A 25,674-nucleotide genomic window follows, 5' to 3' on the forward strand; every position below is an offset into this window, starting at 1 on the left:
CCCGGCACACCCATGGGCCCAGGGCTGCAGGAGGCCCTGAATAAGTCGGCGAGCGCCTACAACCCCAGCAGGAAGTCGATCGAGGCGCGGACATCGGTCTTGGCCGCGGCGCCGTCCAGGGCCGACTCCAGCACCGCATCCTGTTCCATGACATACCAACCCTCGTAGCCGGCATCCTTGAGCAGTCCGACGATCTCGGCGATCTCGCAGTCGCCCTGACCCAACGGCACGAACATGCCGTCCTTGACTGCCTGCACGAATCCGAGCTCCCCGCTTGCCACCTGGGCGGCAATCCCGGAGCGCACGTCCTTCAGGTGGGCGATGCCAACGCGCGAAGCATGGTGGCGCACCAATTCCAGCGGATTGGTGCCACCCACCAGCAAATGGCCGGTGTCCAGGCAGATCTGCGCCGTGGTGGTTTCCAGCAGCCGCTGCACGCTGGCCGCCGATTCGACCATGGTGCCCACATGCGGGTGCAACACGGCCAGGATCCCGACTTCGGCGGCCAGGTCCACCACTGCCTGGAGGTTTCTCTCGAACACCGCCCATTGCGCCTCGTCCATTTCATGGTGCGCCTCGTAGTCGCCGGTTCCGGCGTCCGCCGCCAGCACCAGCACGGAGGCACCCGCCACGGAGAACGCCTTCAATTCGGCCTCGACCAGCGGCATCGGATCCACCGCCGGATCGTGGAGCACCACCGGCAGGAAACCACCCACCGCCTTCATCCCGTATCCCTCAAGGTGCGCGGCGCGTGCCGAGGGTTCGGTTGGCAGGAAACCGAGCGGGCCGAATTCGGTGGCCTTGATGCCCAGTTCCCGCATGTCCCCCAGTACTTGTTCGGGGCTTAGCTGCACTCCCCAATCGGCGGCCTCGCACACGCCCCAGGAAATCGGGGCGGCCGCGAGCTGGTTGGCGATGGTGGTGGTCATGGATGGGGTTCCTTAAGACGTGGGAGGCTGATTCGTTCTTGGTGTTGACAGGGTGGGTTCTAGGAGGCGGGAACCATGGCAACGGAAACCGGCGCCCCGGTGCGCAAGGACTCCTGGGCTGCGTCTGCGACCCGCGACGCGGCCACGGCGTCCCATGGCGAGCATGGGTTGTCCCGTTCGCCCAGTACATACTCGATGAAGGCCACGAGTTCGGCACGATAGGCGTCGTCAAAGCGCTCGATGAAGGTCTGGTGTGCGGTACCCGCGGGAAAAGCGACGCCTTGCTCGGCCGAACGCAGGGCTGACTTCTCGTCGAGTCCCACCACCACCGTGTCCTTGGACCCCTGGATTTCCAGGCGCACGTCATGGCCGGCCCCGTTGTAGCGGGTGGCGATCGCAGTGGCCACGGTTCCGTCCTCAAAGGTCAGCACGGCCAGCGCGGTGTCCACGTCGCCCGCGGCTCCGATTCCCGGGTCCCCGTTGTTCGAAGCCTTGGCGTAGACTTCGACGATTTCCTTGCCGGTGATCCAGCGCAGGATGTCGAAGTCATGGACCGAGCAGTCGCGGAAGAGCCCGCCGGAAGAGGCGATGAACTCCAGGGAAGGCGGGAACATGTCCCCAGTGATGGCGCGCATCGAGTGGATCCACCCGATGTCACCGGCTTCGAGGCGGCGCTTGGCCTCTAGGTAGCCGGCGTCAAACCGTCGCTGGTGGCCGATCTGCACGCGTCCGCTCGCGGCGGCGATTTCCTCCAGCAACGGCAGGGCCGCTTCCACGTCGCCGGCCACGGGCTTTTCGCAAAAGACCGGCAGGTTCGCGGCGATGCCGGCCCGGATCAGGTCCGGATGCGTCATGGTCCCGGTGGCAATGAGCAACGCGTCCACCCCGGCATCGATCATTCCCTGCACGGAGTCGAAGAAGTTGGCGCCCAGCCCCTCGGCCACGGTGCGCGCGTAGTCGGCGGCGACGTCAGTGATCCACAGATTCACGTCCAGGCCGCGTTCGGCCAGCTGCGGGCGAAGCGTATTGAGGTTGTTGGCGTGCATGGTGCCGATGCGGCCGACTCCGATGAGCCCGAGGTTCAGTGTCTTCATGGTTTCTGCTTCCGTTTGGCGGTGTCTGGGAATTCTATGCCGGTCTGGCGGCGGATCTCGTCGGCCAGTTCGAGTGTGGTCAAGGTGTCTTCCAGCGGACGCTGCGGCGTCTGCTGCAACCCCGCTGCGATGCTTCGGGCCACGGCTGCGGCCTCATAGTGCAGCCCCTCGAAGTGCGCTCCGGGGGTGTCCTCGTAGCGCAGTTCGCGCCCGTCAAAGTGGCGCAGCGTGAAGCCCCCGGGCATGTTGAAGGGGCCGTCGATGTGCAGTGTGGCCTCGGTTCCGGTGACCACTGCGTCGGTGGGGGTGAAATTGTAGAGCTGGGTGTTCACGATGCCCTGTGCACCTGAAGAAAATCCCAGGACGGTGGAGAGTTGTGAGTTGACTCCCGCGGGGTGCGCGGTGCCGATGGCGGCAACGGTTTCGGGGGCGCCAAGAACCCGGGTGGCGAATGCCAGGGGGTAAGTCCCCAGATCCATCAGCGGTCCGCCGGCGAGCGCGGGGTCGAAGATCCGATGGCCGGGTTCGAAGTGCTCGCCGTATTCGGCCAACACATTCACCAGCGTCCCCAGGGCTCCCGATTCCAGTAGCTGGGTGATCACGTCGAACTTGGGCAGGAAGAAGGTCCACAGGGCTTCGGCGGCGAAGACGTTCTTGGCGCGGGCGGCCTGCACCATGGCGCGGACCTGTTCCGCGGTGATTCCCATGGGCTTTTCCACCAGTACGTGCTTTCCGGCCTCAATGGCGGTCATCGCCACGTCGAAGTGCTGGGGGTGCGGGGTTGCCACGTAGACGATGTCAACGTCCGGGTCCTGCGCCAATTCCTTGTAGCTTCCGTGGCTGGCTGGTATTGAGTGCTTGGCGGCGAATTCGGCCGCACGTGCGGCCGACCGTGAGCCGACGGCCGTGATGTTCTGTGTGGAGTGGGCCTTTACCGACTCGGTGAATCGTTCGGCGATCCAGCCAGGACCGGCGATTCCCCAGTTCAGAATCGGTGCGTCTCGTGAATCGGGGACCCGGGATTCGGGAAGTGCGGCGGGGAATCCGCTCATGTGTACTCCTGTGCTTTCTGGCTTTGTCGACGTGGCTAATTGCTGGCTATGCTGGCTGCTGCCGGGACCGGAGGCTACGAGTGGCGCCCCGCGGCCGGGACATCTACGGTTTCGGCAACCTCTGCCTTGACCTCGGCCAGCACGTCGTCGTGTCCTCCGGTCTGCTCGAGCTCATGGGCAAGTTCAGCCAGTTCCGCGCCGCCGGCCATTTGGCTGGTCAGCTCGTCGATGGTGATGTCCTTCTTGTCGTAGTAGCCGATCGACTTGCCGCGCTTGAGCAGCAGGAAGCGGTCGCCGACGGGGAAGGCGTGGTGCGGGTTGTGGGTGATGAAGATGACGCCCAGGCCGCGGTCACGCGCCTGCAGGATGTAGCGCAGCACCACACCGGACTGCTTGACGCCCAATGCCGCGGTGGGTTCGTCGAGAATCAGCACCTTGGCACCGAAATGCACTGCGCGCGCAATCGCGACACACTGGCGTTCGCCGCCGGAGAGTTGTCCGATGGGCTGCTCCACGTCCCGCAGGTCGATGCCCATGGCGGCGAGCTCGTCCTTGGTGATTTTCTTCATCTTCTCCACATCAAGACTCTTGAACGGGCCCACCCCCTTGGTGAGCTCCGACCCGAGGAAGAAGTTGCGCCAGATCGGCATCAGGGAGACGACGGCGAGGTCCTGGTAGACGGCTGCAATGCCGGAGTCCAGTGCCTCTCGCGGGGAATTGAGCTTGCGTTCGGCACCCATGATCTCCAGTGTGCCGGTGGTGTGCTGGTGAAGCCCCGCAATGATCTTGATCAAGGTCGATTTGCCGGCCCCGTTGTCACCCAACACGCAGGTCACGCGTCCGGTGTCCACGGCCATGGTGACGCCGGTCAGGGCGATGATGTTGCCGTAGTGCTTGCCCACGTCCTTGAGCTCCAGCAGGTGCACCGGGGTGTGGGTGAGCGGGTCGGTCTGTTCCTGCAGCAGCGTCGCCTGGTCGATGCGTTCGAGGGCTGGGGAATTATTGGTGTTCGTCATGGGATTGGCTCCTTGGTTCCTTGCGCTGCTACTTGGTCTCGGCACGTTTCTTCACGACCAGATTCACGATCGTGGCCAGCAGCAGCATTAGGCCCAGGAAGAACTTGAACCAGTCCGGGTTCCACTCGGCGTAGACGATGCCCTTGTTGGCCATGCCGAAGATGAAGGCGCCGATGGCCCCGCCCACTGCCGAGCCGTAGCCGCCGGTGAGCAGGCATCCGCCGATGACGGCGGCGATGATGTAGAGGAATTCGTTGCCGATGCCCTCACCGGACTGGACCGTGGCGAAAGCGAAAAGATTGTGCATTCCCAGGATCCAGGCACAGAAGCCCACCCCCATGAACAGTCCGATCTTGGTGCGGATTACCGGTACACCCACTGCGCGTGCGGCATTTGCGTCGCCGCCCACGGCGAAGATCCAGTTGCCAATACGGGTTCGCAGCAGGATCCAGGAGGCCACTGCCACCAAAGCGATCCAAATGAACACGGTGATCTTCACTTCGACCCCGGCGATGTTCACCGATGAGGCGAAGATCGCCCGTGCCGATTCGAACCCATCCATGTCGGCGATCGACGGGGTGGAAACCGAGCCTCCGATCAATCGGGTCAATCCCAGGTTCAGGCCGGTCAGCATCAGGAACGTGGCCAGCGTGACAATGAAGGAAGGAAGGTTGGTCTTGATCAAGATCCAGCCGTTGATGAATCCGACGGCCAGCGAGACGACGAGCGCGAGCACCACACCCACCCACACATTGGTTCCGAAGTACCAAGAAAAGAGGGAAGCACTCAGTGCCGAGGAAATCACCGCAACGCCGGTGGAAAGGTCGAATTCTCCACCGATCATCAGCAGCGAGACGCCCACCGCCATGATCCCGATGGTCGAGGACCCGTAAAGCACCGTGGCGAAGGATGAAGGCTGCAGGAATACAGGGGCCACGAAAGCGAAGAAAGCGAACATGGCAACCGCGCCGACGAGGGCACCGAATTCCGGGCGACCCAACAGCGTGGAGATGGCGCCTTTGGACGCCACCCGCTCATCGGCCACCTTGGGGGCGGTCGGCGGGGTGAGGAGTGTGTTCGTCATGATGTGAATTACTTTCCGTTGGTCCGTGGTGGCGGTGGTTTAATCCACCGCCACCACGTGGGTCTTTGACTGTTAGCGGATACCCTGTTCGGCGAATTCGAGGACCGCTGCGGCGTTGTCCTTGGAAATGATGGCCGGACCCGTCAGCACCGGCTGGCCGCCGCCGATCTCGAAACCGCCGCGGGTGTTCTGCCATAGCGCATCCACGGCGCCGTATCCCTGCAGCCAGGGCTGCTGGTCAACAGTGAAAAGGACGTTTCCGTCGACGATTTGCTGGGCGAGTTCGGGGTTCATGTCAAAGGACGCAACCTTGGCATCGGAATTGGCGCCGGCAACCGACTTCAGGATGGTCAGGGTGAACGGTGCGCCGAGCCCGATGACGACATCGACGTCCTTGCTGGCCTGGAGCTTGGCCGTGACAGTTGACTGGACTTGGGTCATGTCGGTGCCTTGCACGTAGAGGATCTCCGATCCGGGGACCTTTTCCTTGACACCCGCACAACGATTCTCAAGGCCGACGTGACCTTGTTCCTGGATGACACAAACGGGGTGCTTGAAGCCGTCGGCCGCGAGCTTCTCGCCGACGGCCTCGCCTGCGAGTTTTTCATTGGAACCGAAGTGGGTGAAGGCGCCGAGTTCCTTGTAGCGGTCTTCGCCTGCGTTCAGGCTTACCACCGGGATACCGGCATCGCGGGCCTTTTTCAGTGCAGACGCCAGCGCGTCGGGCTTGGCAAGCGTGACGGCTATGCCATCGACCTTCTGGTCGACGGCTTGTTCGATGAGCTGGGCCTGGCGTCCGCCGTCCGGGTCCGAAAGGTATTGCAGGTCGACGTTGTCCTTGACGGCCGCTTCCTCGGCACCCTTGCGCACGGTGTCCCAGAAGGTGTCACCGGGTGCAGCGTGGGTGATTAGGGCGACATTGATTTTCGGTGTCGCGGCAACAGCGCCTGCATCGCCACCATTGGCTGTTTCAGGTGCCCGACCGCCGCCGCTTGAGCACGCTGCCAGGCCGAGGGCAGGGACAATGAGCGCTGCCACCGCGGCTTTGCGCCAGGAAAACTTTGACATTGCAAGAATCTCCTTGAGTCGTGGGCTCGCCTCGTTGATCCAAGACGGCCAAAGGGGCTCCAGCCAAGTGTCGGAGGCGCCATTGGCGCCAACAAGCTTTTCCCTTTTCATCGATCATCGTGACTACAGTCACACATGTCAAGAGATTGTCAGGACATATTTACATCAGCTCTTATTTTGGGGTGATTGTTACGCACGCGTGAGGCCGCTTTACGACGGGCGGAACACTACTCAAGTCGCGGAAAGTCGAGGAATTCTTGTGGCGCGACGCCCCGGGCCACCACGGCAACGGAGGTAGCAAAACGAGGACCCTCCGCCACCCGTCACCGTCTTCCGTTAGCGGAGGCCTTCCTCGGCGAACTTCAGCACGGCCTTTGCGTTGTCCGTGTCCACAATGCTCGGGCCAGTCGGCACCGGCTGCCCACCACCAAGCGCAAAGCCGCCCACGGAATCGAGCCAAATCGCGTCGATCGACTCATAGCCCTGGAGCCACGGCTGCTGATCAACAGTGAAGAGGATCTCGCCGTCGACGATCTTCTGGGCCATTTCGGCATTCATGTCAAAGGATGCGACCTTGGCCGAGCTATTGGCTTCGGCAACTGATTTCAGCAGCGTCAGGCTGATGGGCGCACCCAGCCCGATGATGACGTCCACGTCTTTCGATGTTTGCAGCTTCGCGGTCGTCGTCGACTGCACCTGGGTCATGTCGGTGCCCTGGACGTAAAGCACCTCGGTGGCGGGGATCTTGGACTTCACCCCGGCGCAGCGCGCCTCGAGCCCCACGTGCCCCTGGACCTGGATGACGCAAATGGGCTTCTTGTAGTTCTCTTCGAGAAGCTTTTGCCCCACGGCCTCTCCGGCTGCACGTTCGTTGGAGCCGAAATTCGCGAAGGCACCCAACTCCTTGTAGCGGTCCTCGCCGCCGTTGAGGCTGGTGATGGGAATGCCCGCCGCCTTCGCCTTGGCCAAGGCGCCGGCCACGGCGTCCGGCTTGGCCAGGGTCACGGCGATGCCGTCAACGCCCTGGTCCACGGCCTGCTCGATGAGCTGGGCCTGGTTCCCGCCCTCGGGGTCACTGAGGTACTGCAGGTCGATGTTGTCCTTGGCAGCCGCGGCCTCCGCACCCTTGCGGACAATGTCCCAGAAGGTGTCCCCGGCCGGGGCGTGGGTGATCATCGCAACCTTGAGACGCGGGGTGTCGGCGACGGCACCCTGTGCCGAGGCGTCCGGCTCGGGGGCGCGCCCGCCCTGACTGGAACAGGCGGTGAGGCCGAGCGCGGGAATCAGCAAGAGCGCGGCCGAAGCCGTGCGCCAGGAAAATTTTCTGGACATGGGAATGCTCCTCGAAATGAAAGTGAATTGATTGCGATTGCGATTGCCTCGGGAACTGGCAGGTGTGTGCGGCGGGACCTCGGGTCGGCCACTCGTTCGTTCACAATCGAGCATGATTTGTTAATTTTGAGAAGTCAATAGATTGTCAGGACAAATATTTTTACCAATATAAAATGGCATGCCAAAGAAATGTCATTCATCTATTCAATGATTGGCGCGCCTTGTGCGCTTGGGCGCGGCCCCCTAGCTAGCCACCCTCGCAGTGGATCCGCGCACCACGAGCCAGGGTTCCACCAGGCATTTGGCCTCTACCTGCTCCGCTCCGTCGAAGCGCGCCAACAGTGCCAAACCGGCCTGCCGCCCGACTTCAAGGTTCAGGGCATCCACCGTCGTAAGCCGCAACAGGTTGGAGGATGCCAGCGGGGAATTGTCGTAACCGAGGAGGGATATGTCCTCCGGAACCCGCAGCCCCAGGTCCCTGATGGCCGCAGCCGCGCCCATGGCCATCGAATCGTTGGCCGCAAAAACAGCAGTCGTCTCGGGATTGGCCTGCAGCAGCATCTTGGTGAAGTGAAATCCGTCCTGCTCAGAAGTTCCCGCATCCCCCAGCACCACGGATTCAACCCCGGCCTCATGAAGCGCGTCGACAAATCCCGCGGCGCGCTCGCGCGCCGAACCGCCGCCGCCAGTCACATGGCCGATCTTCCGGTGCCCCAGGCCCAGCAGATGGTCGGCCGCCAGATTGCCTCCGCGCTTGTCGTCACTGGTAACGACGTCCGCCCCGGGAATCTGCCGGAGCCGGTTCCCGGCCAAGACGGAAGGCACGCCAATCCCATCGCCCATCTCCGGGCTCGGTTCGGAAGCAACGACGATGCCGTCGACCCGCATGGCCAGAAACCCCTCCAATGGCGAAGCATCCACATGGGCATTGAACGACCTGTCGGCCACCGCCACCCGAATGCCGCGTTCGGCCAGGACCTCCTGCATGCCTTGCAGGAAGTCGACAAACCACAGATTTCGGTAATCGTCGATGATGACCCCGATGGTTCCGGTGCGACTTCCGGCTAGCGCGGCTGCAGCCCGGCTGGGTCGATAGTTCAGTTCGGCAATTGCGGCATCCACTGCCGCACGTCGTTCCGCCGAGACGTTGGGTGAACCGCGGAGCACCAGGGACACCAAGGACTTGGACACCCCGGCCTGCTTGGCGACGTCGTAGATCGTTGGGCGCGACGCACCCTGGGGGCGGATGGACGCGGTTTTCTCGTTCACTTTCAAATCCTTCCGGAAAAAAGATTGACAGGACATATGGACAACCGTAGCGTTCATATGGAGCGCTCCAACAGTCTAGGGCATCATCAGCAAATGTCACCACCAGCCCCCCACTTTTTAGTTTCCGAGGAGACACCCAATGTCGAATGAAATCAGGGTTGCCGTCATCGGTGCCGGAATGGCCGGCAAGGCCCACGCCGCCGCCTTCCGCAGCGCCTCCACGCTCTACTCCCCCGTCCTGCCACCCATCAGGCTCGTCTCCATCGGGGACATGAACCCGGAATTCGGTTCGTTGGCCGCGCGCCGCTTTGGCTACGAACGCACGGACAGCAGCTGGCAGGCCATTGCCGAAGCCGACGACATCGATGTTGTCAGCGTCGTGATCGCCAACTCGCTGCACCGACAGGCCGTCGAGGGACTGCTGGCAGCCGGCAAGCACGTGCTGTGTGAAAAGCCGCTGAGCGACACCATGGATGACGCCCGCGCCATGGCCGAGCTCGCCTCCAAGGCCAGCGGGATCGCACGCGTCGGCTTCACGTTCCGCCGCACCCCAGGCATCGCCTACATCCGCGATCTGATCCGCACCGGCGTGCTGGGCGAAGTCCTGCACTTCAGCGGCCGCTACTGGACCGACTACGGATTCGATGCTGCAGCACCCATGAGCTGGCGCTACAAGGGCGGGGCCGGTTCCGGCGCCCTGGCCGACGTGGGAAGCCATCTGGCCTATGCCTCCGAGTTCCTTTGCGGCGACATCACCGCAGTCAGCGGCGGACGGCTGAGCACCGTCATCAAGGAACGCCCCCTGCCCCTGGGCGCCGTCATGGGCCACGACCACACCCCGGTCAGCGACACGTTCGAACCGGTGGAAAACGACGACTACGCCGCCTTCTCCGCGGAATTCGCCAACGGCGGCTCCGGCGGCTTCGAGGTTTCCCGCGTCGCCGCAGGCCACGCAAACTCCTTGATCTTCGAGGTGTTCTGCGCCAACGGGTCGGCCCGCTTCGACCAGCGCCGTCCCGCCGAGATCGAACTCTTCCTCAACGAGGGCGCCAGCGCACAAAACGGCTACCGCCAGGTCATCCTCGGCCCGGAGCACCCGTATCTGGCCGGCGGCCTGCCCATGGATGCGCCCAGCGTTGGATTCGGCCAGAACGAGGCCTTCGCCTACCAGGCACGTGCATTCCTCGAAGAGGTTGCCGGTGTATCCGAAGCGGAGTCGCTGCCGCGCTGCGCCACCTTCGAGGAAGGCGTGCGGAACATGGAGGTCCTGGCCGCGGTCGCCGCCTCGGCGCAGTCCAATGGAAAGCTCGTCAACATCTAGCGCAGCCCGGGGCCAACGTGCGGCGGCTGGCACAGAACGGTGCCCGCCGCCGCGGACCAACACATGCCAGGTGCCACGGCCCCGGCAAGCACCTAAGGGGATGTGACACCTGCCATGAACGAAGAACCCGATATCCGCATTGGATTGGTTGGCTACGGCTGGGGAGGAAGATACTTCCATGCCCCCGTCATCGAAGCCGCCGCCGGTGCCGTGTTGGCCGGTGTCGTGACAACCTCGGCTGCACGGCGCGCCGATCTGGCTATCGAGCACCCCGGGGTCCGTGCCCACGACTCCCTTGATTCCCTGGTGGCATCGGGGATCGATGTCCTGGTGCTCTCGGTGCCCGCCCCCGGGCGGGAAAACCTGGTCAGGGAGGCCTTGGGCTCGTGCGCAGTGGTGATCCTGGACAAGCCCTTTGCCATGGATGCCGGCCAGGCAAGGGAGTTGGCCGCATATGCCGAGGTTTCCGGGGCACGCCTTGGCGTCTACCAAAACCGTCGTTGGGACACCAACATCGCAACGCTAGGCGCGGTGCTTGCCGAGGGTCGGCTCGGTCCGGCGCACAGCCTGGAATCGGTGTTCGACCAAAACGAACCACGATCCGTCGAATCGGCCTCCAGCGGAGGAGCCCTGTTGGATCTGGGCAGCCACTTGGTGGACCAGGCGCTTTGGCTCTTTGGCCCGGTCGACAACGTTGCAGCGGGCATGACGTGGACGCCCACCTCATGGGGAATCAACGACTCGGCGTTCACCATGCGCCTGGACCATGCCAGCGGCGTCACCAGCTGGCTGTCCGCGAACAAGCTGGCGGAACAGGGGCAACGGTTGCTCAGGGTTCAGGGTGCGGAAGGCCAGCTCACGATTCGGGGCAACGATATCCAAGCCGAGGCCCTGCTGGAGGGACGACGCCCAGCGGACAGCCACGCCAACTGGGGCTTCGACCCAGTCGAAGCCACTCTGGCCATCGGCGGCCGAACGGCGGGGGTGGCCTCGGCCCAGGGACGGTACCACGCCTACTACGAGTTGCTGGTCGATTCCGTGCGCTACCAGACACCCCTGCCGGTGTGCGCTTGCGAGGCCGTTGCCTGCGTGCAGGTTTTGGATGCGGCCCGGCTCAGCGCCACCCTGGGCGGCACCGAGGTCCCCGTACCGAAGGCGAAAAACGAACCGTGTCCGCAATGCTGAACCCCTGACCTGAACCGAGGGCGATGCACCCTCCTCCGCGAGCATCTGGACTGCTATGCTCAACTCAAGTTAGAATGTCTTATCAAACTATTCGTGCGGAATGCCGACGGGTTTCATGGAGGAAACAATTGAGCTTGGACCTGAATATCCAGATTGATCGTTCGTCTCCCGTGCCGCTGTACCACCAGATCGTCCAGGGCATCGAGACCGCCATCCACGACGGAACCCTGGAAGCCGGCAGCCGCCTGGAGAACGAGATCGATCTTGCGCAGCGCCTGAACCTGTCGAGGCCAACCATGCGCAAGGCCATGGACGAATTGGTTCGTTCTGGGCTTCTGGTGCGCAAGCGCGGCGTGGGTACCCAGGTGGTGTCGAGCCAGGTGCGTCGGCATTTGGAGCTGTCCAGCCTCAACGACGACCTCGAACGTTCCGGGAAGACTCCGACCACCGAGTCGCTGAGCTTCAGCCACGGACCTGCCGACAAGCGCGTGGCCGACCTGATGAAGCTCCCGGCCGGGGTGCAGGTTTACCACTTCACGCGCCTGCGCAGCGTAGACGGCAGCCCGCTGGCGCTGATGGAAAACTGGGTGCGCGACGACATTGTCACCATCGACGAGCAGTCGCTCAACGAGCACGGGCTCTACCAGATCCTGCGCGATGCCGGAGTGAATTTCCGACTCGCCAACCAGCGGATCGGCGCCATGATCGCCAACGACTACCAAGCCCCGCTGCTGAAGGTCGCTGAAGGCTCCGCCCTGGTGACCATGGAACGCACGGCTGTCGATGACACCGGCCGCAGTGTGGAGACCGGCAGCCACGTGTACCGCGCTGATTCATACAGCTTTGAAATGACTCTCGTCCAGCGTTAGAAATGCCGGGCACCACGAACCTCGAAAGGGCAAAACCTTGACAGATTGGGTATATCCGGCCGGAACAGCCATCGACGGAGCATGGCAAACATCCATCGGCGCAGCGGATTCGCAGCTGGATGTCGCCGGCTGGGCGCACACCGGCATCAAGATTGCGCAGCTTTCACCCGGCGAATCACTATCGATGCCTGCAGCGGCGGAGGAACGCATCATCGTCCCACTGCAAGGGGCCTTCACCGCCGCGGTTGACGGTCAGGACCATGAACTTGCGGGGCGCTCCTCGGTGTTTCACGGGCCTTCGGACGTCCTTTACACCGGCATCAACACCGCGGTAACGGTCTCTTCGGTGGCCGGTGGCCGCTTTGCCGTCGCTCTTGCACCTGCCGAGGCCGCCTACCCCACACGACTGGTAACGGCGGCCCAGACGCCGGTGGAACTTCGCGGATCGGGCAACTGCTCCCGGCAGGTCCACAATTTTGGCACGCCCGCGGCGCTGGAGGCCGACCGTTTCATTGTCTGCGAGGTCATCACCCCGGCAGGCAACTGGTCTTCCTATCCACCGCACAAACACGACGAGGAAAAAGAGGGAGAAACCAACCTCGAGGAGATCTACTACTTCGAGACCCGGGTGGCGAAGGATTCCCCGGCACCTGAGACAACCGACCCCATCGGATACGCCCGCGTCTACGCCTCGGATGGGCGACCCATCGACGTGACCACGGAGGTGCGCACCGGTGACGTGGTCTTGGTTCCCTACGGCTGGCATGGTCCGGCCATGGCGGCCCCGGGCTACGACCTGTACTACCTCAATGTCATGGCCGGGCCGGGCCGGGTGCGCGAGTGGCTGATCAGCGACGACCCGCACCACGGCTGGGTCCGCGGCACCTGGAACGAGGAATCGATCGACCCACGTCTGCCTTTCACACCGTAGGCACATGAAATCAAGGAGCCGGTTTCCCCATTGCGGGGAAACCGGCTCCTTGTTGTAGGTCCCGCTGCGGAAGAACGTCGCGCGGGAATTTTCAACTCACGGGGGAAGGCCCTGTATCCCTACAGGGTCTCCCCTTCCAACGACCCGTCAGGAGCCTCCGCGCCTGATTCAGGCCATGAGAAGTGGGCTATCCACAAGCGGGTCGCAGTTCCTCAAGCCACCTCGGGGGCCAATACGATGTCGAATCGCACCCTTGACCAGTCGCTGTCCTCGAGTTCGCGTCCGTCGGGCACCGGAGTGCCCGGGAGTTGGTGGTCGAAGTCCTTGACGAGGCTGTCCTTGACGCCAAAAACGGTGTCGGACTTGATCAGTTCGTCGCCGCGCACGAAAATATGCGTCACCAGGGTGCGGAAACCGGGGGCAGTCACCATGAAATGAAGATGCGATGCCCGCATGGGCGACCGGCCGGTGGCTTCCAGCATCTTGCCGACCGGGCCGTCGTGTGGAATCGGGTACGGAGTTGGCGTCAGGCCCCAGAAGTTGTAGCTCCCTGCCTCGTCGCTAAAGAGGTGTGCCCGGCCCGAAACCCGGTCATCGGTGTACTGGACATCGTAGAATCCGTCTTCATCGGCCTCCCACACCTCAATGCGTGCGTTGGGAATGGCGTTTCCCTCCACATCCTTGACGCTGCCTTCCACCCAGCAGGGCTGTCCGACACCGGCGCCGGCAATGTCGCCGCCATTGGCGATGAGGGGGGCATCGTCAACAAAGAACGGCCCGAAGACGGTGGCCTCGGTGGCGTTGCCCACGGCTTCGTTGTTGACGTTGATCGTTTGCATGGAAGCGCCCAGAACATCCGAGAGCAGGATGAACTCCTGGCGCCGGTCGTCGGTGATGTGGCCGACCGCGGTGAGAAATTCAATGGACCTTTCCCACTCGGCTTCGGTGAGCCGGACCTCGCGGATGAAGGCGTGCAGGTGGCGCACCAGTGACTGCATCAATTGCTTGGTCCGCGGCTCGGTGCATTGTTCGAAAGACCGGAGAACATTTTCGATCAGTCGTACTTCAACGTCCATCTGCGCCGGGGAAATTGCCGCCCGGCGGGCTTCGTCCGCTGTGCGTGCTACTTCAATTGAACTGCTCATGTTGTTTCCTCCTCTTAGTTGGTGGCCATGCACCAAAGGTGTTTACGGCTGTGAAGCTTCATCAAGAAGCTGCACTTCGGCTTCGGTGAGGGTCAGGTGCATGTTGGCCACCAGGGGCATCAGCTGTGCCACGGTGCGTGCACTGGCGATCGGCGCGGTGATCCCGGGTTTTGCCCTGAGCCAGGCCAGGGCAATCGGGGCGAAGGGGCACGTCCGGTCGGCCGATACCTGCGCGAGGGCGTCAAGAACATTTTCTCCACGAGCCGTCAAATACCGGCCTGCGTCGGCGGCCCGAACGCTGTCGACCTCGGCCGTGCCACGATATTTCCCGGTCAGGAATCCGTGCGCGAGCGAATAGTACGGAAAGACGTCTAGGGAGTGTTTTTGCGCCAGCGGTAGGAGCGATGCCTCGACGTCGCGTTCCATGAGATTGTAGTGGGGTTCGAGGGCCACGGGAAGGGGGAAGCTTTCGCGTTCGCTGATCTCAAGCCACTGGGCGATCCGCTCCGGTGAATAGTTGGAGATGCCGATGGAGCGGATCTTGCCTTGGTCGACGAGCCCCGACATTGCCTCGATGCTTTCCACCAGAGGGGTGGACGGGTCATCGAAATGTGCGTAGTAGATGTCGAGGTAATCGAGCCCGAGTCTGGTCAACGATCCGTCGATGGCTGCGTTGATTGTCGCCGGAGCCATCCCCGAGAGCTGCGGATGGTGACTCACCTTCGAGGCCACCAGGATTTTGTCACGGTCATCGCGTTGCGCCAGCCACGACCCAATGATGGTTTCGGCCTCGCCGCCCGAGTTCCCTTCGGCCCAGAACGAGTACGAGTCAGCGGTGTCAATGAAGTTCCCGCCCATCTCCACGTACCCGTCCAGGATCCGGTGGCAGACCTCGACATCGGCCGTCCAGCCAAAAACGTTGGTGCCGAGCACCAGGGGTGCTACCTTGATTTGTTGTGAAACTGCTAGCTGTGAAGACATGGTCCAACTCCAGAAAGTACGGGGGTGCGCCAGGAGCGCACAAGGGATGCTTGGCGCGCCGCGTCCCGACCTGAACGCCGCACTGGTCTGAGGTGGCTAGGCCGAAGGATTTTCACGTGGCTTGTCCCCTGCCCAGGCATCACGAAGGATCCCTCGAACCGCGGCCAGATCAATGGGGCGGGGGTTGCCGTAGGAGTAGCTGGTGACTTCCTCGGCAATCCGCTCGATGTCTTCCTCGAGCATTCCCAGCTCGGCCAGCGACCGGGGGGCTCCGAGTTCCTCGGCCAGGTCCCACAATGCCAGTGCCGGATCCTCCACATCCCCCAGGGCCCGGGACAGTGCCTGTTTCGCCTGCGAGGCGGCCGGCTGGTTGAAGGCCAACGCGTAGGGCAAGACCACCGTGTGGGTCTGGGCATGGGGAAGGTTCAGGGTTCCGCCCAGTGCGTGGCAGAGCTTGTGGTGAAGCGACATCGTCGTCGCCCCGAGGCAAGCGCCGCAGAGCCACGACCCGTACAGGGCATTGCTCCGGGCTTCCAGGTCGGCGGGGTCCTTCACGATGAAAGGCAGCGCCTCGACCAGGGCGCGGACCCCGTCTTCGGCCATCAGGGAGATGATGGGGGTCGCATCCGGTGCGTAGAGGGCTTCGACCGCGTGCGCAATGGCATTGATGCCGCTGGTCACCGACATGGCTGCCGGCAATGTTGCGCTCAGTTCCGGGTCGTAGACGACGCTGCGCGGAAGCACCCGGGGATCCCTGCCGGTCTCCTTCCGTCCATTGGTCGTCAGGCCCCAGACGGGGGTCATTTCCGAGCCCGCATACGTTGTGGGAACGGCGACAATCGGCAGGTCGTGGTTCAGGGCGATGGCCTTGCCCAGGCCGATGGCCGAGCCCCCGCCCACGGTGACGCAGCCGTCGGCGCCCACCCGTGCGGCCTCGTCGCTGGCGCGTTTCGCTGCTTCGGCGGGCACGTGCATCACCGCTTCGGCCAGTACGCCCACGGCGCGCGAGCCGAGTACCTGGGCGATTTGGTCTCCGGTGTCCTTCTGCTCGGGTGAGCACAGGACCAGGACCCGCTTCAGTCCTAGGTGGTCAAGCTCGGCCGGCAATTCGGAGAGCGATCCGGCTCCGAACCGGACTCGCATGGGAAGGGCGTCATAGGTGAATTGCGTGGTCATTGAATGGACTCCTCCAGGGGATACTTCGTATGCAAGGTGTTTCCGGGTCCGCCGTCGGTGGCATTCCGGAAGTGGTGTTCGCGGGTTTAGTGTGCCCCGGCGCGGCGCTTGTTCCAGATGTCAAAGGCCACCGCGAGCAGGAGCACCAGCCCCTTGACGACGGACTGCAGGGACTGGTCGATGCCCATCAGCTGCATGCCGTTGCTCATGACGGCCATGATCAGGCCTCCGGCCATGGCACCGACGACCTTTCCGACGCCACCGGTGACAGCGGCGCCGCCGATGAAGGCCGCCGCGATGGCATCGAGCTCGAACATGTTCCCGGCACCGGGCTGGGCTCCATTGGTGCGCGAGGAAAAGACGATGCCGGCCACGGCCGAGAGCAGTCCCATGTTGACGAAGATCCAGAAGTTCACGGCACGGACCTTGACGCCCGAGAGCGAGGCGGCGGCCAGGTTGCCGCCAATGGCGTAGATCTGGCGACCGAAAACGGTGTGCTGCATCATCATGGTGTAGGCCATGATCAGGACGGCCAGCATGATCAACACGACCGGCAGTCCGCGCGCCGAGGCCAGCTTCCAGGCGAATGCCATCACGAGCACTCCCACGGCCAGGATCTTGAGGGCAAACATTGACAGGGGCGGGACCGGCTGGTGGTAGCCCATGCGGGCCTTGCGCGAGCGGTATTGGCTCACGGCGAACCCTGCGACACCGAGGGCGAAGACGACCAGGGTGAAGACGTCGTATCCGTTTCCGCCGAGCCACCCGTTGATGAATCCGGAGGCGATGACCCCGTATCCTTCGGGGAATGGTGAAAGCGAGACATTGTCTAGGACGAAGAGGGTCAGGCCCCGGAAGAGGAGCATGCCGGCAAGGGTCACGATGAAGGCCGGAATGCCGACGTAGGCTACCCAGAAGCCGTGCCAGGCACCGATCAGCAGCCCGGCGGCCAGCGCCGCCAGGACACCTACCCACCAAGGCATCCCGAACTTGATCACCGTGATGGCCGAGATGGCGCCGGTCAAGGCCACGACGGAGCCGACCGAGAGGTCGATGTGCCCGGCGATGATCACGATGACCATGCCGATGGCCAGGACCAGGATGTAGGAGTACTGCAGGACGATGTTGGTGATGTTGCCGGCCGACAGTGAAGCCCCGCCGGTGATGAGGGCGAACAGGGCGACCAGTGCCACGAGGGCGACATAGATCCCGCTGGTGCGCAGGTTGCGGGTCATGGCAAGGCGAACGTCGTCCATGCCGTTTTTTCGGGGAGGCGGTGCAACGGAGCCCATGGGTCCGCGCGGGGCTGTGACAGTCATCCTATTGCTTCCTTTTCTTTGGTCATGAGGGTCATGAGTCTTTCTTCAGTTGCTTCCGCTACCGGGAGTTCGCCGGTGATCCGTCCACCGGAGAGCGCATAGATCCGGTCACAGGTGCCCAGCAGTTCCAGTAGGTCCGAGGAAATCACCACGACGGCCTTGCCTGATTCCACGAACTCGTTGATCAGGGTGTAGATCTCGAACTTCGCGCCCACATCGATCCCCCGGGTGGGTTCATCGATGATCAGCACCTCCGGGCCAGTCAGCAGCCACTTGGACAGGACGACTTTCTGCTGGTTGCCGCCCGAGAGCTTCCCGACCACCGATTGGACGTTCGGGGCCTTGATCCGCATCGAATCCATCGAGTGCCTGGCGAGCTTCGCTTCCAGGTTCGCGTCCACGAATCCCCGCTTGGCCAGCTTGGGCAACGCCGCCCCGGAGATGTTGCGGGCAATCGTATCGAGCAGGTTCAGACCCAGTTGTTTCCGGTCCTCGGTCACATACGCCAACCCGTGGCCGATCGCCTCGGCCACCGTGCGGGGGGCAACGGGATTGCCGTGCATCAGCGCCTGTCCGGAGATGAAGCGACCGTAGGAGCGTCCAAAGACGCTCATGGCCATTTCGGTGCGCCCGGCACCCATGAGGCCAGCGATGCCCACGACTTCGCCGGCGCGCACCTGGAAGGAGGCACCGTCAACCACGAGCCTGTCCTGTTGCGGGTGGCGCACCGTCCAGTCCCGGACCTCCAGCACCACCTCGCCGGGGGTCGGGTTCCGTTCCGGGTAGAAGGATTCGAGGTCCCGGCCCACCATGCTGCGCACAATGCGGTCCACGTTGACCTCGGGCGCGGCCATGTCCAGTGTTTCGACGGTCTGTCCGTCACGGATCACGGTCGTGCGGTTGGCCGTTGCCTCGATCTCGTTGAGCTTGTGCGAAATGATGATCGAGGTGATTCCCCGTTCCTGTAGTGCGCGCACCAGGCCGAGCAAATGGGCGGAGTCGTTGTCGTTCAGGGCCGCCGTCGGCTCATCCAAGATCAGGAGCTTGACGTCTTTGGCCAGTGCCTTGGCAATTTCCACCAGTTGCTGCTTGCCGACGCCCAATTGCGCGACCGGGGTCGTTGATTCTTCGTGGAGCCCCACACTCTGGAGCAGCTGCGTGGCCTCGGCATGGGTCCTGTGCCAATCGATCAATCCCCCAGTGCGTCGGCGTTCGTTGCCCAGGAAGATGTTTTCGGCAATCGACAGGTGGGGAACCAACGCCAATTCCTGGTGGATGATGACGATTCCTGCACGCTCGGAGTCACGGATGCTCGAAAATTCGCAGATTTCGCCCGCGAAGAGGATTTCACCCCCATAGGTACCATGTGGGTAGACGCCGGAGAGCACCTTCATGAGCGTCGACTTGCCGGCGCCGTTTTCGCCACAGATGGCGTGTACTTCTCCGCGCTCCGCGGAGAAGGTGACATCCGCCAGTGCCTTGACACCGGGAAAACTCTTGGTGATGGAACGCATTTCCAGTATGTAGTCAGGCACGGCGCTGTCCTATCGCTTCTCTATACATGGGGATGGGGTGAGGGATTCCTGGTGGTCGGCAGGGACCCGTTAGAGCTGGCCGGCCTTGATCTGTTTCGTGGTGTAGTAGTCGGAGTCCACCAGGAGCTTCTTGATGTTGTCCTTGAAGACCACGTCGATCGGCATGAGGTAGGACGGGACCGCTCCGGCACCGTTGTCATACGATGTCGTGTCGTTGAGCTCGGGCTCCTCGCCATTGAGCAGGGCCTGCGTCGCTTTCACTGCCTGGGCGGCCAGCAACTTGGTGTTCTTGAAGACCGTCGCGTACTGGACATCGTCGTTGATCAGCTTCACCGATGCGATTTCGGCGTCCTGGCCCGTGGTGATCGGCATGGGTTGTGTTGCCTTGTCATGCTTCGGTCCGTAGCCGGAGTTGCCCAGCGCCGTAATCGCTCCGCGCGCGACGCTGTCGTTGGGTGTCAGGACGGCATCAAGTGTTGTTCCGTCGGAGTAGCTGGAGGTGATCAAGTTGTCCATGCGGGACTGGGCTTCCTGCTGCGACCAGTCCTTGGTCGCGATCTGCGACAGCTTCGTCTGGCCCGACTTGATCACGATCGTGCCGTTGTCGATGTATTTCTGCAGCACGGACATGCCGCCGTCGTAGACGAAGGTTGCATTGTTGTCATCGAGCGATCCACCGAAGAGTTCGACGTTGAACGGGCCCTTGGCCTTTCCCTCGGACCCGTCCTTGTTCAGGATGCCCAGGCCCGTCAACAATGCCTTGCCCTGTTCGGCTCCGACCTTGTAGTTGTCAAAGGTGACGTAGAGGTCAACATCCGGGCTGTTCCGGATCAACCGGTCGTAGGAAATGATGGGTATCTCGGCATTGACCGCGGCTTGGAGCTGCGGCGCCAGGGCCGTGCCGTCAAGCGGGGCAAGGATCAGCAAATCGGCGCCCCGCGTGATCATCTGGTCCACTTGCTGCTGTTGCGTGGGAATATCGCCGTTCGCATACTGCAGGTCCACTTGGTAGCCGAGGTCCTCCAGCCCCTTCTGGATGGCACGCCCATCGGTAATCCACCGCTCCTCGTCCTGGCTGGTCAGGGACACCCCGATGCGGGTGTCGGCCGGGTCCTGGCTCTGCACGTTTGTTGCCGCACCGCCTGCGCCCGTTCCGCCGCAACTTGAAACCAGCAAGGTTGCGGCCACTGCGGCACCAGCCAGAAAAATTCGTCTTTGCATGTCTACTCCCAAAGTTTTAAACGAGCTGCTTGTCGTGGGTGCGTTGCCGCCAGGATCCTATGAAGACTTATAGTCACTAGTGGCATACACTGGACAACGTGTTCAGACAGTATCACATGATCTGGATCACTGCGAGGGCTGTCGACGGAGAGCGTTGCCGGAATTTTCCCTTTCGAGAGGATCAGGCAAAATTGGACTCATCGGCTCCGCAGGAATGGGTAAGTCGTGAAGAGACAAGTCAAGGAGCAATAGATGAAACCCGCAGCGAACATGATTCAGCTGGTCATGAAGGCGACGCAGGTGGTCGATGAAATCTCCAACCTCGGACCATCGACATCGGCCGAACTGGCCAAGGCCGTGGATGAGCCCCGCCCCTCGGTCTATCGCATTGTTTCCGCCCTTGAGCAGGCGGGCCTGGTAAGGCGCTCCGAGGACGGACCGGTGGAACTCGGGACACGGATCCTGCATCTCGGGGAGGCCGCTGCAGATGCGCTGATGGACCGGGAAATCCTGGCCGGACAGCTCAACGCCGTCCAGCGCCAGCTCGGACTCACGGCATCCTTTTGGATCCCGCGCAAGGAGACCGCGGTATGCCTGGAGCAGGTCGACGCCACCGATGTCGACCTCTACGGACTCTCCTCCGGACGCATCCTTCCCCTCTATGCGGGGGCGGCATCCCATGTGCTCCTGGCCTTCCAGCCCGAGGAAGTCCTAGACAGCGTGCTGGGCGCCGCGCCCTACCAACCCTTGTCGTCACGAACCCCGCTTGAGGCCGAAACGCTGCGGAAGCACGTGGAGGAAACCAGACGCCAAGGGTGGCGCCTGGAGGTCAATGAGGTCGTTGACGGGATTGCCGCCATCAGCTTCCCGGTGCTGAATCCCGATGGCACGGTGTTCGGTTCGCTCACGGCCGCCGGCCTGGTGGACCAGGTCCTCTCCCTGCAGGGCCAGGCCCGGGACGTGATCGCCCGGGCCGCGCAAACCCTGACCGAATCCATGCGCGACTTCGCGCCCCAACCCACTCTGCGCGTCCTGAGCACCACCCCCTCCAACAGCACATCGATCATCGCCAAGGCCAATGCGCTCATGGAGGCCCTGGCCAACGAGCGCGTCTGCACCTCCGCCCGACTGACCGAACTGCTCGACGAGCCGGTAAGTTCGGTCTATCGCATGCTTGCCACCCTCGGCGAAGCCGGCTGGGTCGAACAACTGGGGCCCCGCGGCGCCTTCCGGATCGGCAGCAAGCTCATCTCGCTGTCCGGCAAATTGCTCAACGATCTTGACCTGCGCCGCGCGGCGGTCCCGGTCCTTCGCTCGATCCATGAGGCCACGGGCGAAACGGCCTTCATGTGCATCCGGCGCAACACCCGGGCCGTCTGCATCGAGCGCATCGACGGCAAGCGCGTGAACAGCCGCTTGCTGGCGCTGGGCGGCTCGCTTCCCCTGCATACCGGAGCGGCTCCCCGCGCCCTCTTGGCCTTCGAGGATCGACAGGCCTGGGAAAGCTACTTCGCCATCGTTTCGCAGAACAACGACGTCCAATTCGATGTGCGCTCCCGGACGAAGTTCTACGCGGACCTCGAGGCGATTCGCTCTGCGGGGTACGCCATGAGCGACGACGAGCTGACCCCGGGCATTGCTGCCATCGGTGCCCCGATCTTTGACCACAAGGGCCACGTGGTCGCATCCCTGTCCGTTAGCGGCCTGCGCGAGGGCATCCTGGCGGAACCGGAAGGCGCCCAGAGCGTGATCGAGGTTGCCAGGGACGGTGCCCGCAGGCTCTCGGAGTATCTGGGTGCCCCGACCTCTGCGCTCGGCCATGAGCCTTCACTGGTTGGCCAGCCTGTCCATTCCGTGACTTGACCCTCGCTCATGTGACGTGCAATACTTTGGACACACTGTCCAATAGATGCGACTAGGTCGGAGTATTCAACCTGGTTTCCGCATGGCCATGACCCACCAGGACCCGAGCCCCTTCGCAGAACGAAGCGGCTCGGGAAACAGCTACAGGAGAAAACTCGATGAAACCTATCGTTGTGGGACTACTGGGAATCACCCACCCGCACGCATCTGCCCGGGTCAGGGCATTGCGTGAAATTGAGAACGTGGAAGTGGTTGCCGCCGCCGACACGGATCCACGGTTGGGCTACTTCGCCGAGAAATACGATGTCGAGCTTCGGGACATCGACGGGGTGCTCGACGACGAGCGCATCAACGCCGTCATGATCCATTCCAAGAGCAAGGACATGGTCCCCCACGCCCTTCGCGCCCTGGCGGCCGGCAAGTCCGTGGTCGTTGAAAAGCCCGGCGGCGGAACGGTCGAGGACCTCCTGCAGCTGGCCGAAGCCGAACGAGGGGTCCCCTCGACCCAGGTGGTCCAGGTGGGCTACAACGTGCGCCTCGCCGAATCGATCACCCGGGCAAAGCAACTGATCGATGACGGCGCCATCGGCGAGGTCGTCACAGTTTCGGCGCGTGGCGCGGCCATGGTAGGCGAGCATACCACCGAGCACCTGAACCAGCCGGCCGACATGGGCGGGGTCCTATGGATCCTGGGTTGCCACATGCTCGATTCGCTGGTCCACATGTTCGGCGCACCGGAGTCCGTCAACGCCCGCGTACACAAGTCCACGCGCCTCTCGGATGAAAAAAGCCGGGAAGATTCCGCATCGGTGCTGCTGAACTACCCCGACATGTCCGCCACTTTCAGCTTCGATGGCCACGACAAACTCGAATGGTTCGAGAGCTCCCGCATTTTCGTCTACGGAACGCGAGGAATGCTCGAAATCGGCATTCTTCCCCAGCGTTTGCGCGTTTACCTGGACGAGCCCGCCGCAGGGCTGGCTGCAGGCTGGACCGAGTGGACGGAAAGCCATTTCACCCCGCCCTTCGCGCGGACCGAAAGCAACAAGTTCTCCGAACTTCCGGAGCTGGAGAACATCAGCAATTTCCGCACCGAGATGCGTGGCTGGGTCAACAGCATGCGCACCGGTGCACCGAATGTCGCCCCGGTATCCGATGCCCTGAGCGTGGCCCGCATCGTTGATGCCTGCTACCGCTCGAGCAACAACAACGGCGGCATGGCCAACATCGTCGAACCAACACTTATCGAGGTGCCATGAGCATGCAGAACAACGAATCCATGAATCCGAACCCGCAGCTGATTGCCACGTGTTGGACCAGCGCCGGGGATGCCGCGCCGCTGGGCCCCACCGAATGCAGCCCGCTGGCCATTTCTGACCGCATCGCCGCCATTGCAGAAACCGGCTGGGCCGGCATCGGCCTGGTCCATGACGACCTGCTGGCGGCCCGCGACACCATCGGTTATGAGGAGCTTGGGCGGCAGATCAAGACCGCCGGCCTCGGCATCGTCGAGGTTGAGTTCATCAACGGATGGTGGACCACCGGTGCCGAACGCAAGGCCGCGGACAAGGTCCAAGCCGAACTTTTCGAAGCAGCGATCCTGCTGGGCGCCAGGCACATCAAAGTGGGGGCCGGCAACGCCGACGAACCGCTGCCCCTCGAATTGATGACCAGCGCATTCTCCGATCTTGCGGATCAGGCGGCCGAGGCCGGCATCCGCCTGGCCCTGGAAGCGACCCCCTTCTCCAACCTGCGCACCACCGCCGAGGCCATCCAGGTGGTGGACAAGTCCAACAGCGCCTCCGGCGGGCTGATGATCGACATCTGGCACACCGCCAAGTCGGGACTGTCCCACGAAGAACTGTGGGACATGGTTCCCATGGACCGCGTGTTTGCGGTGGAAATCGACGATGGTTTCCACACCACCGTTGGAACCCTGTTCGAGGACACCATCAACAACCGCGCATACTGCGGCAAGGGCGATTTCGATCCCGCAACCTTCGTCAGGCTGGCCATCGAGGGCGGCTACCAGGGGCCGTGGGGCGTGGAGATCATCTCCCGCGAGCACCGGGAAACCCCCATGCGCGAAGGGCTCCAGCGGGCCTTCGACACAGCAATCGCCGCATTCCCCGCCTAGCCACCACCGCCACCCGGGTGCACCGGGGTCCCTCTTCGCCACCCGACGAACCCAGGATCACGCTTCACCGTCCCTGAAAGGACCACAACATGACTTCACCACGCCCCCTGCGCATGGCACTTTTCGGCTCCGGCCGCATTGGACAGGTCCACGCCCGCAACCTTGCAGCCCACCCTGACATCGAGCTGGTACTGATTGCCGATCCGTTCATTGACGCCGCCCGCAAGCTTGCGGAACAGACCGGAGCACGCGCCGTGCAGGACCCGGATGAGGTGTTTGCCGAGCCCGGCCTGGACGCCGTGATCATCGGCTCGCCGACAAGCACCCACGTCGACCTGATCACCCGCGCAGCGGCCCACGGGCTCGCCGTCCTGTGCGAAAAGCCCATCGACCTGGATCTGGCCACCGTCATGGAATGCCGCGACAAGCTGAAAGACACCACGGTGCCCATCATGCTCGGCTTCAACCGCCGGTTCGATCCGAGCTTCGCTTCCATCAATTCCCGCGTCGCCGCCGGAGAGATCGGGTCGTTGGAACAGGTCACCATCATCAGCCGCGACCCGGCCCCGGCACCGCGCGACTACATCGAAACCTCGGGCGGAATCTTCCGTGACATGACCATCCACGACCTGGACATGGCACGCTTCTTCGTTGAGGACATCGTCGAGGTCACGGCGGTGGGCTCCAACCAGTTCAGCAGCGACATCGAGGAGCTCGGGGACTACGATTCCGCCGTGGTCACGCTGCGCGGCAGCCGGGGCGAGCTCATCACGATCACCAACTCGCGTCACTGCGCTTACGGATACGATCAGCGGCTGGAGGCCTTCGGATCCGAGGGCATGCTTGAAGCCAAGAACATCACCCCGACCACGGTCCGCAAGTACGGCGCGTCCGGCACCGCCGAGGGCGAGGCCTTCATGCCGTTCTTCCTGGAGCGCTATGCCCAGGCCTACAAGGCGGAACTGGATGCCTTCGCCATGGCAATCCGTTCGGGGACGCCTTGCTCCCCAAGCTTCGAGGACGGGGTCGCCGCGCTGGTGCTGGCCGATGCGGCCCTCGAATCCGCGCGCACCGGCAAGACGGTGAAGCTCAAGCCCATCGCTTAGCAGTTTGGTGAACTGCCCATCGGCCACATGCCACGTGCGTG

22 protein-coding genes are annotated in these 25,674 nt (G+C 63.1%); 8 read left to right on the forward strand and 14 right to left on the reverse strand.

Annotated features, from left to right (window positions below; all coding sequences use genetic code 11):
• Positions 1-56: 56 nt before the first annotated feature.
• The 8 genes from Q2T94_RS03550 to Q2T94_RS03585 form a co-directional block, all read right to left on the reverse strand.
• Positions 57-929 (reverse strand): sugar phosphate isomerase/epimerase family protein, encoded by an 873-nt coding sequence (locus tag Q2T94_RS03550; RefSeq protein ID WP_302262905.1) that lies wholly within the window; start codon positions 927-929, stop codon positions 57-59.
• 59 nt (positions 930-988) lie between these two features.
• On the reverse strand, positions 989-2,023 hold the full coding sequence (locus Q2T94_RS03555) for a Gfo/Idh/MocA family oxidoreductase (RefSeq protein ID WP_302262906.1): 1,035 nt from the start codon (positions 2,021-2,023) through the stop codon (positions 989-991).
• The gene (locus tag Q2T94_RS03560; protein WP_302262907.1) at positions 2,020-3,075 is read right to left on the reverse strand and encodes a Gfo/Idh/MocA family protein; all 1,056 of its coding nucleotides are present in this window, start codon (positions 3,073-3,075) and stop codon (positions 2,020-2,022) included. The genes Q2T94_RS03555 and Q2T94_RS03560 overlap by 4 nt, the downstream gene beginning before the upstream one ends.
• Positions 3,076-3,149: 74 nt before the next feature.
• Positions 3,150-4,091 (reverse strand): ATP-binding cassette domain-containing protein, encoded by a 942-nt coding sequence (locus tag Q2T94_RS03565; RefSeq protein WP_302262908.1) that lies wholly within the window; start codon positions 4,089-4,091, stop codon positions 3,150-3,152.
• A 28-nt stretch (positions 4,092-4,119) separates the two neighbouring features.
• Positions 4,120-5,175, reverse strand: coding sequence for an ABC transporter permease (locus Q2T94_RS03570; protein WP_302262909.1), 1,056 nt, complete (start codon positions 5,173-5,175; stop codon positions 4,120-4,122).
• A 72-nt stretch (positions 5,176-5,247) separates the two neighbouring features.
• Positions 5,248-6,243, reverse strand: a complete 996-nt coding sequence (locus Q2T94_RS03575) for a substrate-binding domain-containing protein (RefSeq protein ID WP_302262910.1) — start codon at positions 6,241-6,243, stop codon at positions 5,248-5,250.
• A 336-nt stretch (positions 6,244-6,579) separates the two neighbouring features.
• Positions 6,580-7,575, reverse strand: a complete 996-nt coding sequence (locus tag Q2T94_RS03580; protein WP_302262911.1) for a substrate-binding domain-containing protein — start codon at positions 7,573-7,575, stop codon at positions 6,580-6,582.
• A 243-nt stretch (positions 7,576-7,818) separates the two neighbouring features.
• Positions 7,819-8,844 carry a LacI family DNA-binding transcriptional regulator gene (locus tag Q2T94_RS03585; protein WP_302262912.1) on the reverse strand — a complete coding sequence of 342 codons (1,026 nt, stop codon included), beginning with the start codon at positions 8,842-8,844 and terminating at the stop codon, positions 7,819-7,821.
• A gap of 139 nt (positions 8,845-8,983) precedes the next feature.
• On the opposite strand from Q2T94_RS03585, the gene Q2T94_RS03590 reads away from it, so the two are divergent.
• From Q2T94_RS03590 to iolB, 4 genes are all read left to right on the forward strand, one after another.
• Positions 8,984-10,165: a Gfo/Idh/MocA family protein gene (locus Q2T94_RS03590; protein ID WP_302262913.1), complete on the forward strand. Its 1,182-nt coding sequence runs from the start codon at positions 8,984-8,986 to the stop codon at positions 10,163-10,165.
• A gap of 114 nt (positions 10,166-10,279) precedes the next feature.
• Positions 10,280-11,350: a Gfo/Idh/MocA family protein gene (locus tag Q2T94_RS03595; RefSeq protein WP_302262914.1), complete on the forward strand. Its 1,071-nt coding sequence runs from the start codon at positions 10,280-10,282 to the stop codon at positions 11,348-11,350.
• A 128-nt stretch (positions 11,351-11,478) separates the two neighbouring features.
• Entirely contained in the window at positions 11,479-12,219 is a 741-nt protein-coding gene (locus Q2T94_RS03600; protein WP_302262915.1) for a GntR family transcriptional regulator, read from the forward strand.
• A 37-nt stretch (positions 12,220-12,256) separates the two neighbouring features.
• Positions 12,257-13,150, forward strand: coding sequence for a 5-deoxy-glucuronate isomerase (gene iolB, locus Q2T94_RS03605; protein WP_302262916.1), 894 nt, complete (start codon positions 12,257-12,259; stop codon positions 13,148-13,150).
• Between the two features lie 212 nt (positions 13,151-13,362).
• On the opposite strand, the gene Q2T94_RS03610 is transcribed toward iolB, so the two are convergent.
• From Q2T94_RS03610 to Q2T94_RS03635, 6 genes are all read right to left on the reverse strand, one after another.
• Positions 13,363-14,295, reverse strand: a complete 933-nt coding sequence (locus Q2T94_RS03610) for an intradiol ring-cleavage dioxygenase (RefSeq protein ID WP_302262917.1) — start codon at positions 14,293-14,295, stop codon at positions 13,363-13,365.
• Positions 14,296-14,337: 42 nt separating this feature from the next.
• Entirely contained in the window at positions 14,338-15,276 is a 939-nt protein-coding gene (locus Q2T94_RS03615) for an aldo/keto reductase (RefSeq protein WP_302262918.1), read from the reverse strand.
• Between the two features lie 96 nt (positions 15,277-15,372).
• Positions 15,373-16,452 carry a maleylacetate reductase gene (locus Q2T94_RS03620; RefSeq protein ID WP_302262919.1) on the reverse strand — a complete coding sequence of 360 codons (1,080 nt, stop codon included), beginning with the start codon at positions 16,450-16,452 and terminating at the stop codon, positions 15,373-15,375.
• An 86-nt stretch (positions 16,453-16,538) separates the two neighbouring features.
• Positions 16,539-17,708, reverse strand: a complete 1,170-nt coding sequence (mmsB, locus tag Q2T94_RS03625) for a multiple monosaccharide ABC transporter permease (protein ID WP_302263356.1) — start codon at positions 17,706-17,708, stop codon at positions 16,539-16,541.
• A 59-nt stretch (positions 17,709-17,767) separates the two neighbouring features.
• On the reverse strand, positions 17,768-19,306 hold the full coding sequence (locus Q2T94_RS03630; protein WP_302262920.1) for an ATP-binding cassette domain-containing protein: 1,539 nt from the start codon (positions 19,304-19,306) through the stop codon (positions 17,768-17,770).
• Between the two features lie 69 nt (positions 19,307-19,375).
• Positions 19,376-20,527, reverse strand: coding sequence for a substrate-binding domain-containing protein (locus Q2T94_RS03635; RefSeq protein ID WP_302262921.1), 1,152 nt, complete (start codon positions 20,525-20,527; stop codon positions 19,376-19,378).
• A gap of 252 nt (positions 20,528-20,779) precedes the next feature.
• Here Q2T94_RS03635 and Q2T94_RS03640 point away from each other — a divergent pair, with 252 nt between their 5' ends.
• The 4 genes from Q2T94_RS03640 to iolG all read left to right on the forward strand — a co-directional run bounded on the left by Q2T94_RS03640 (position 20,780) and on the right by iolG (position 25,633).
• Positions 20,780-22,390 carry an IclR family transcriptional regulator gene (locus tag Q2T94_RS03640; RefSeq protein ID WP_302262922.1) on the forward strand — a complete coding sequence of 537 codons (1,611 nt, stop codon included), beginning with the start codon at positions 20,780-20,782 and terminating at the stop codon, positions 22,388-22,390.
• Positions 22,391-22,548: 158 nt separating this feature from the next.
• On the forward strand, positions 22,549-23,649 hold the full coding sequence (locus tag Q2T94_RS03645) for a Gfo/Idh/MocA family protein (RefSeq protein ID WP_302262923.1): 1,101 nt from the start codon (positions 22,549-22,551) through the stop codon (positions 23,647-23,649).
• The gene (locus Q2T94_RS03650; RefSeq protein ID WP_302262924.1) at positions 23,646-24,527 is read left to right on the forward strand and encodes a sugar phosphate isomerase/epimerase family protein; all 882 of its coding nucleotides are present in this window, start codon (positions 23,646-23,648) and stop codon (positions 24,525-24,527) included. The genes Q2T94_RS03645 and Q2T94_RS03650 overlap by 4 nt, the downstream gene beginning before the upstream one ends.
• Positions 24,528-24,616: 89 nt before the next feature.
• Complete coding sequence (gene iolG / locus Q2T94_RS03655) at positions 24,617-25,633, forward strand: inositol 2-dehydrogenase (protein ID WP_302262925.1); 1,017 nt, start codon at positions 24,617-24,619, stop codon at positions 25,631-25,633.
• Positions 25,634-25,674: the final 41 nt, after the last annotated feature.

Source organism: Paeniglutamicibacter sulfureus, assembly GCF_030512175.1.
Lineage (GTDB): Bacteria > Actinomycetota > Actinomycetes > Actinomycetales > Micrococcaceae > Paeniglutamicibacter > Paeniglutamicibacter sulfureus.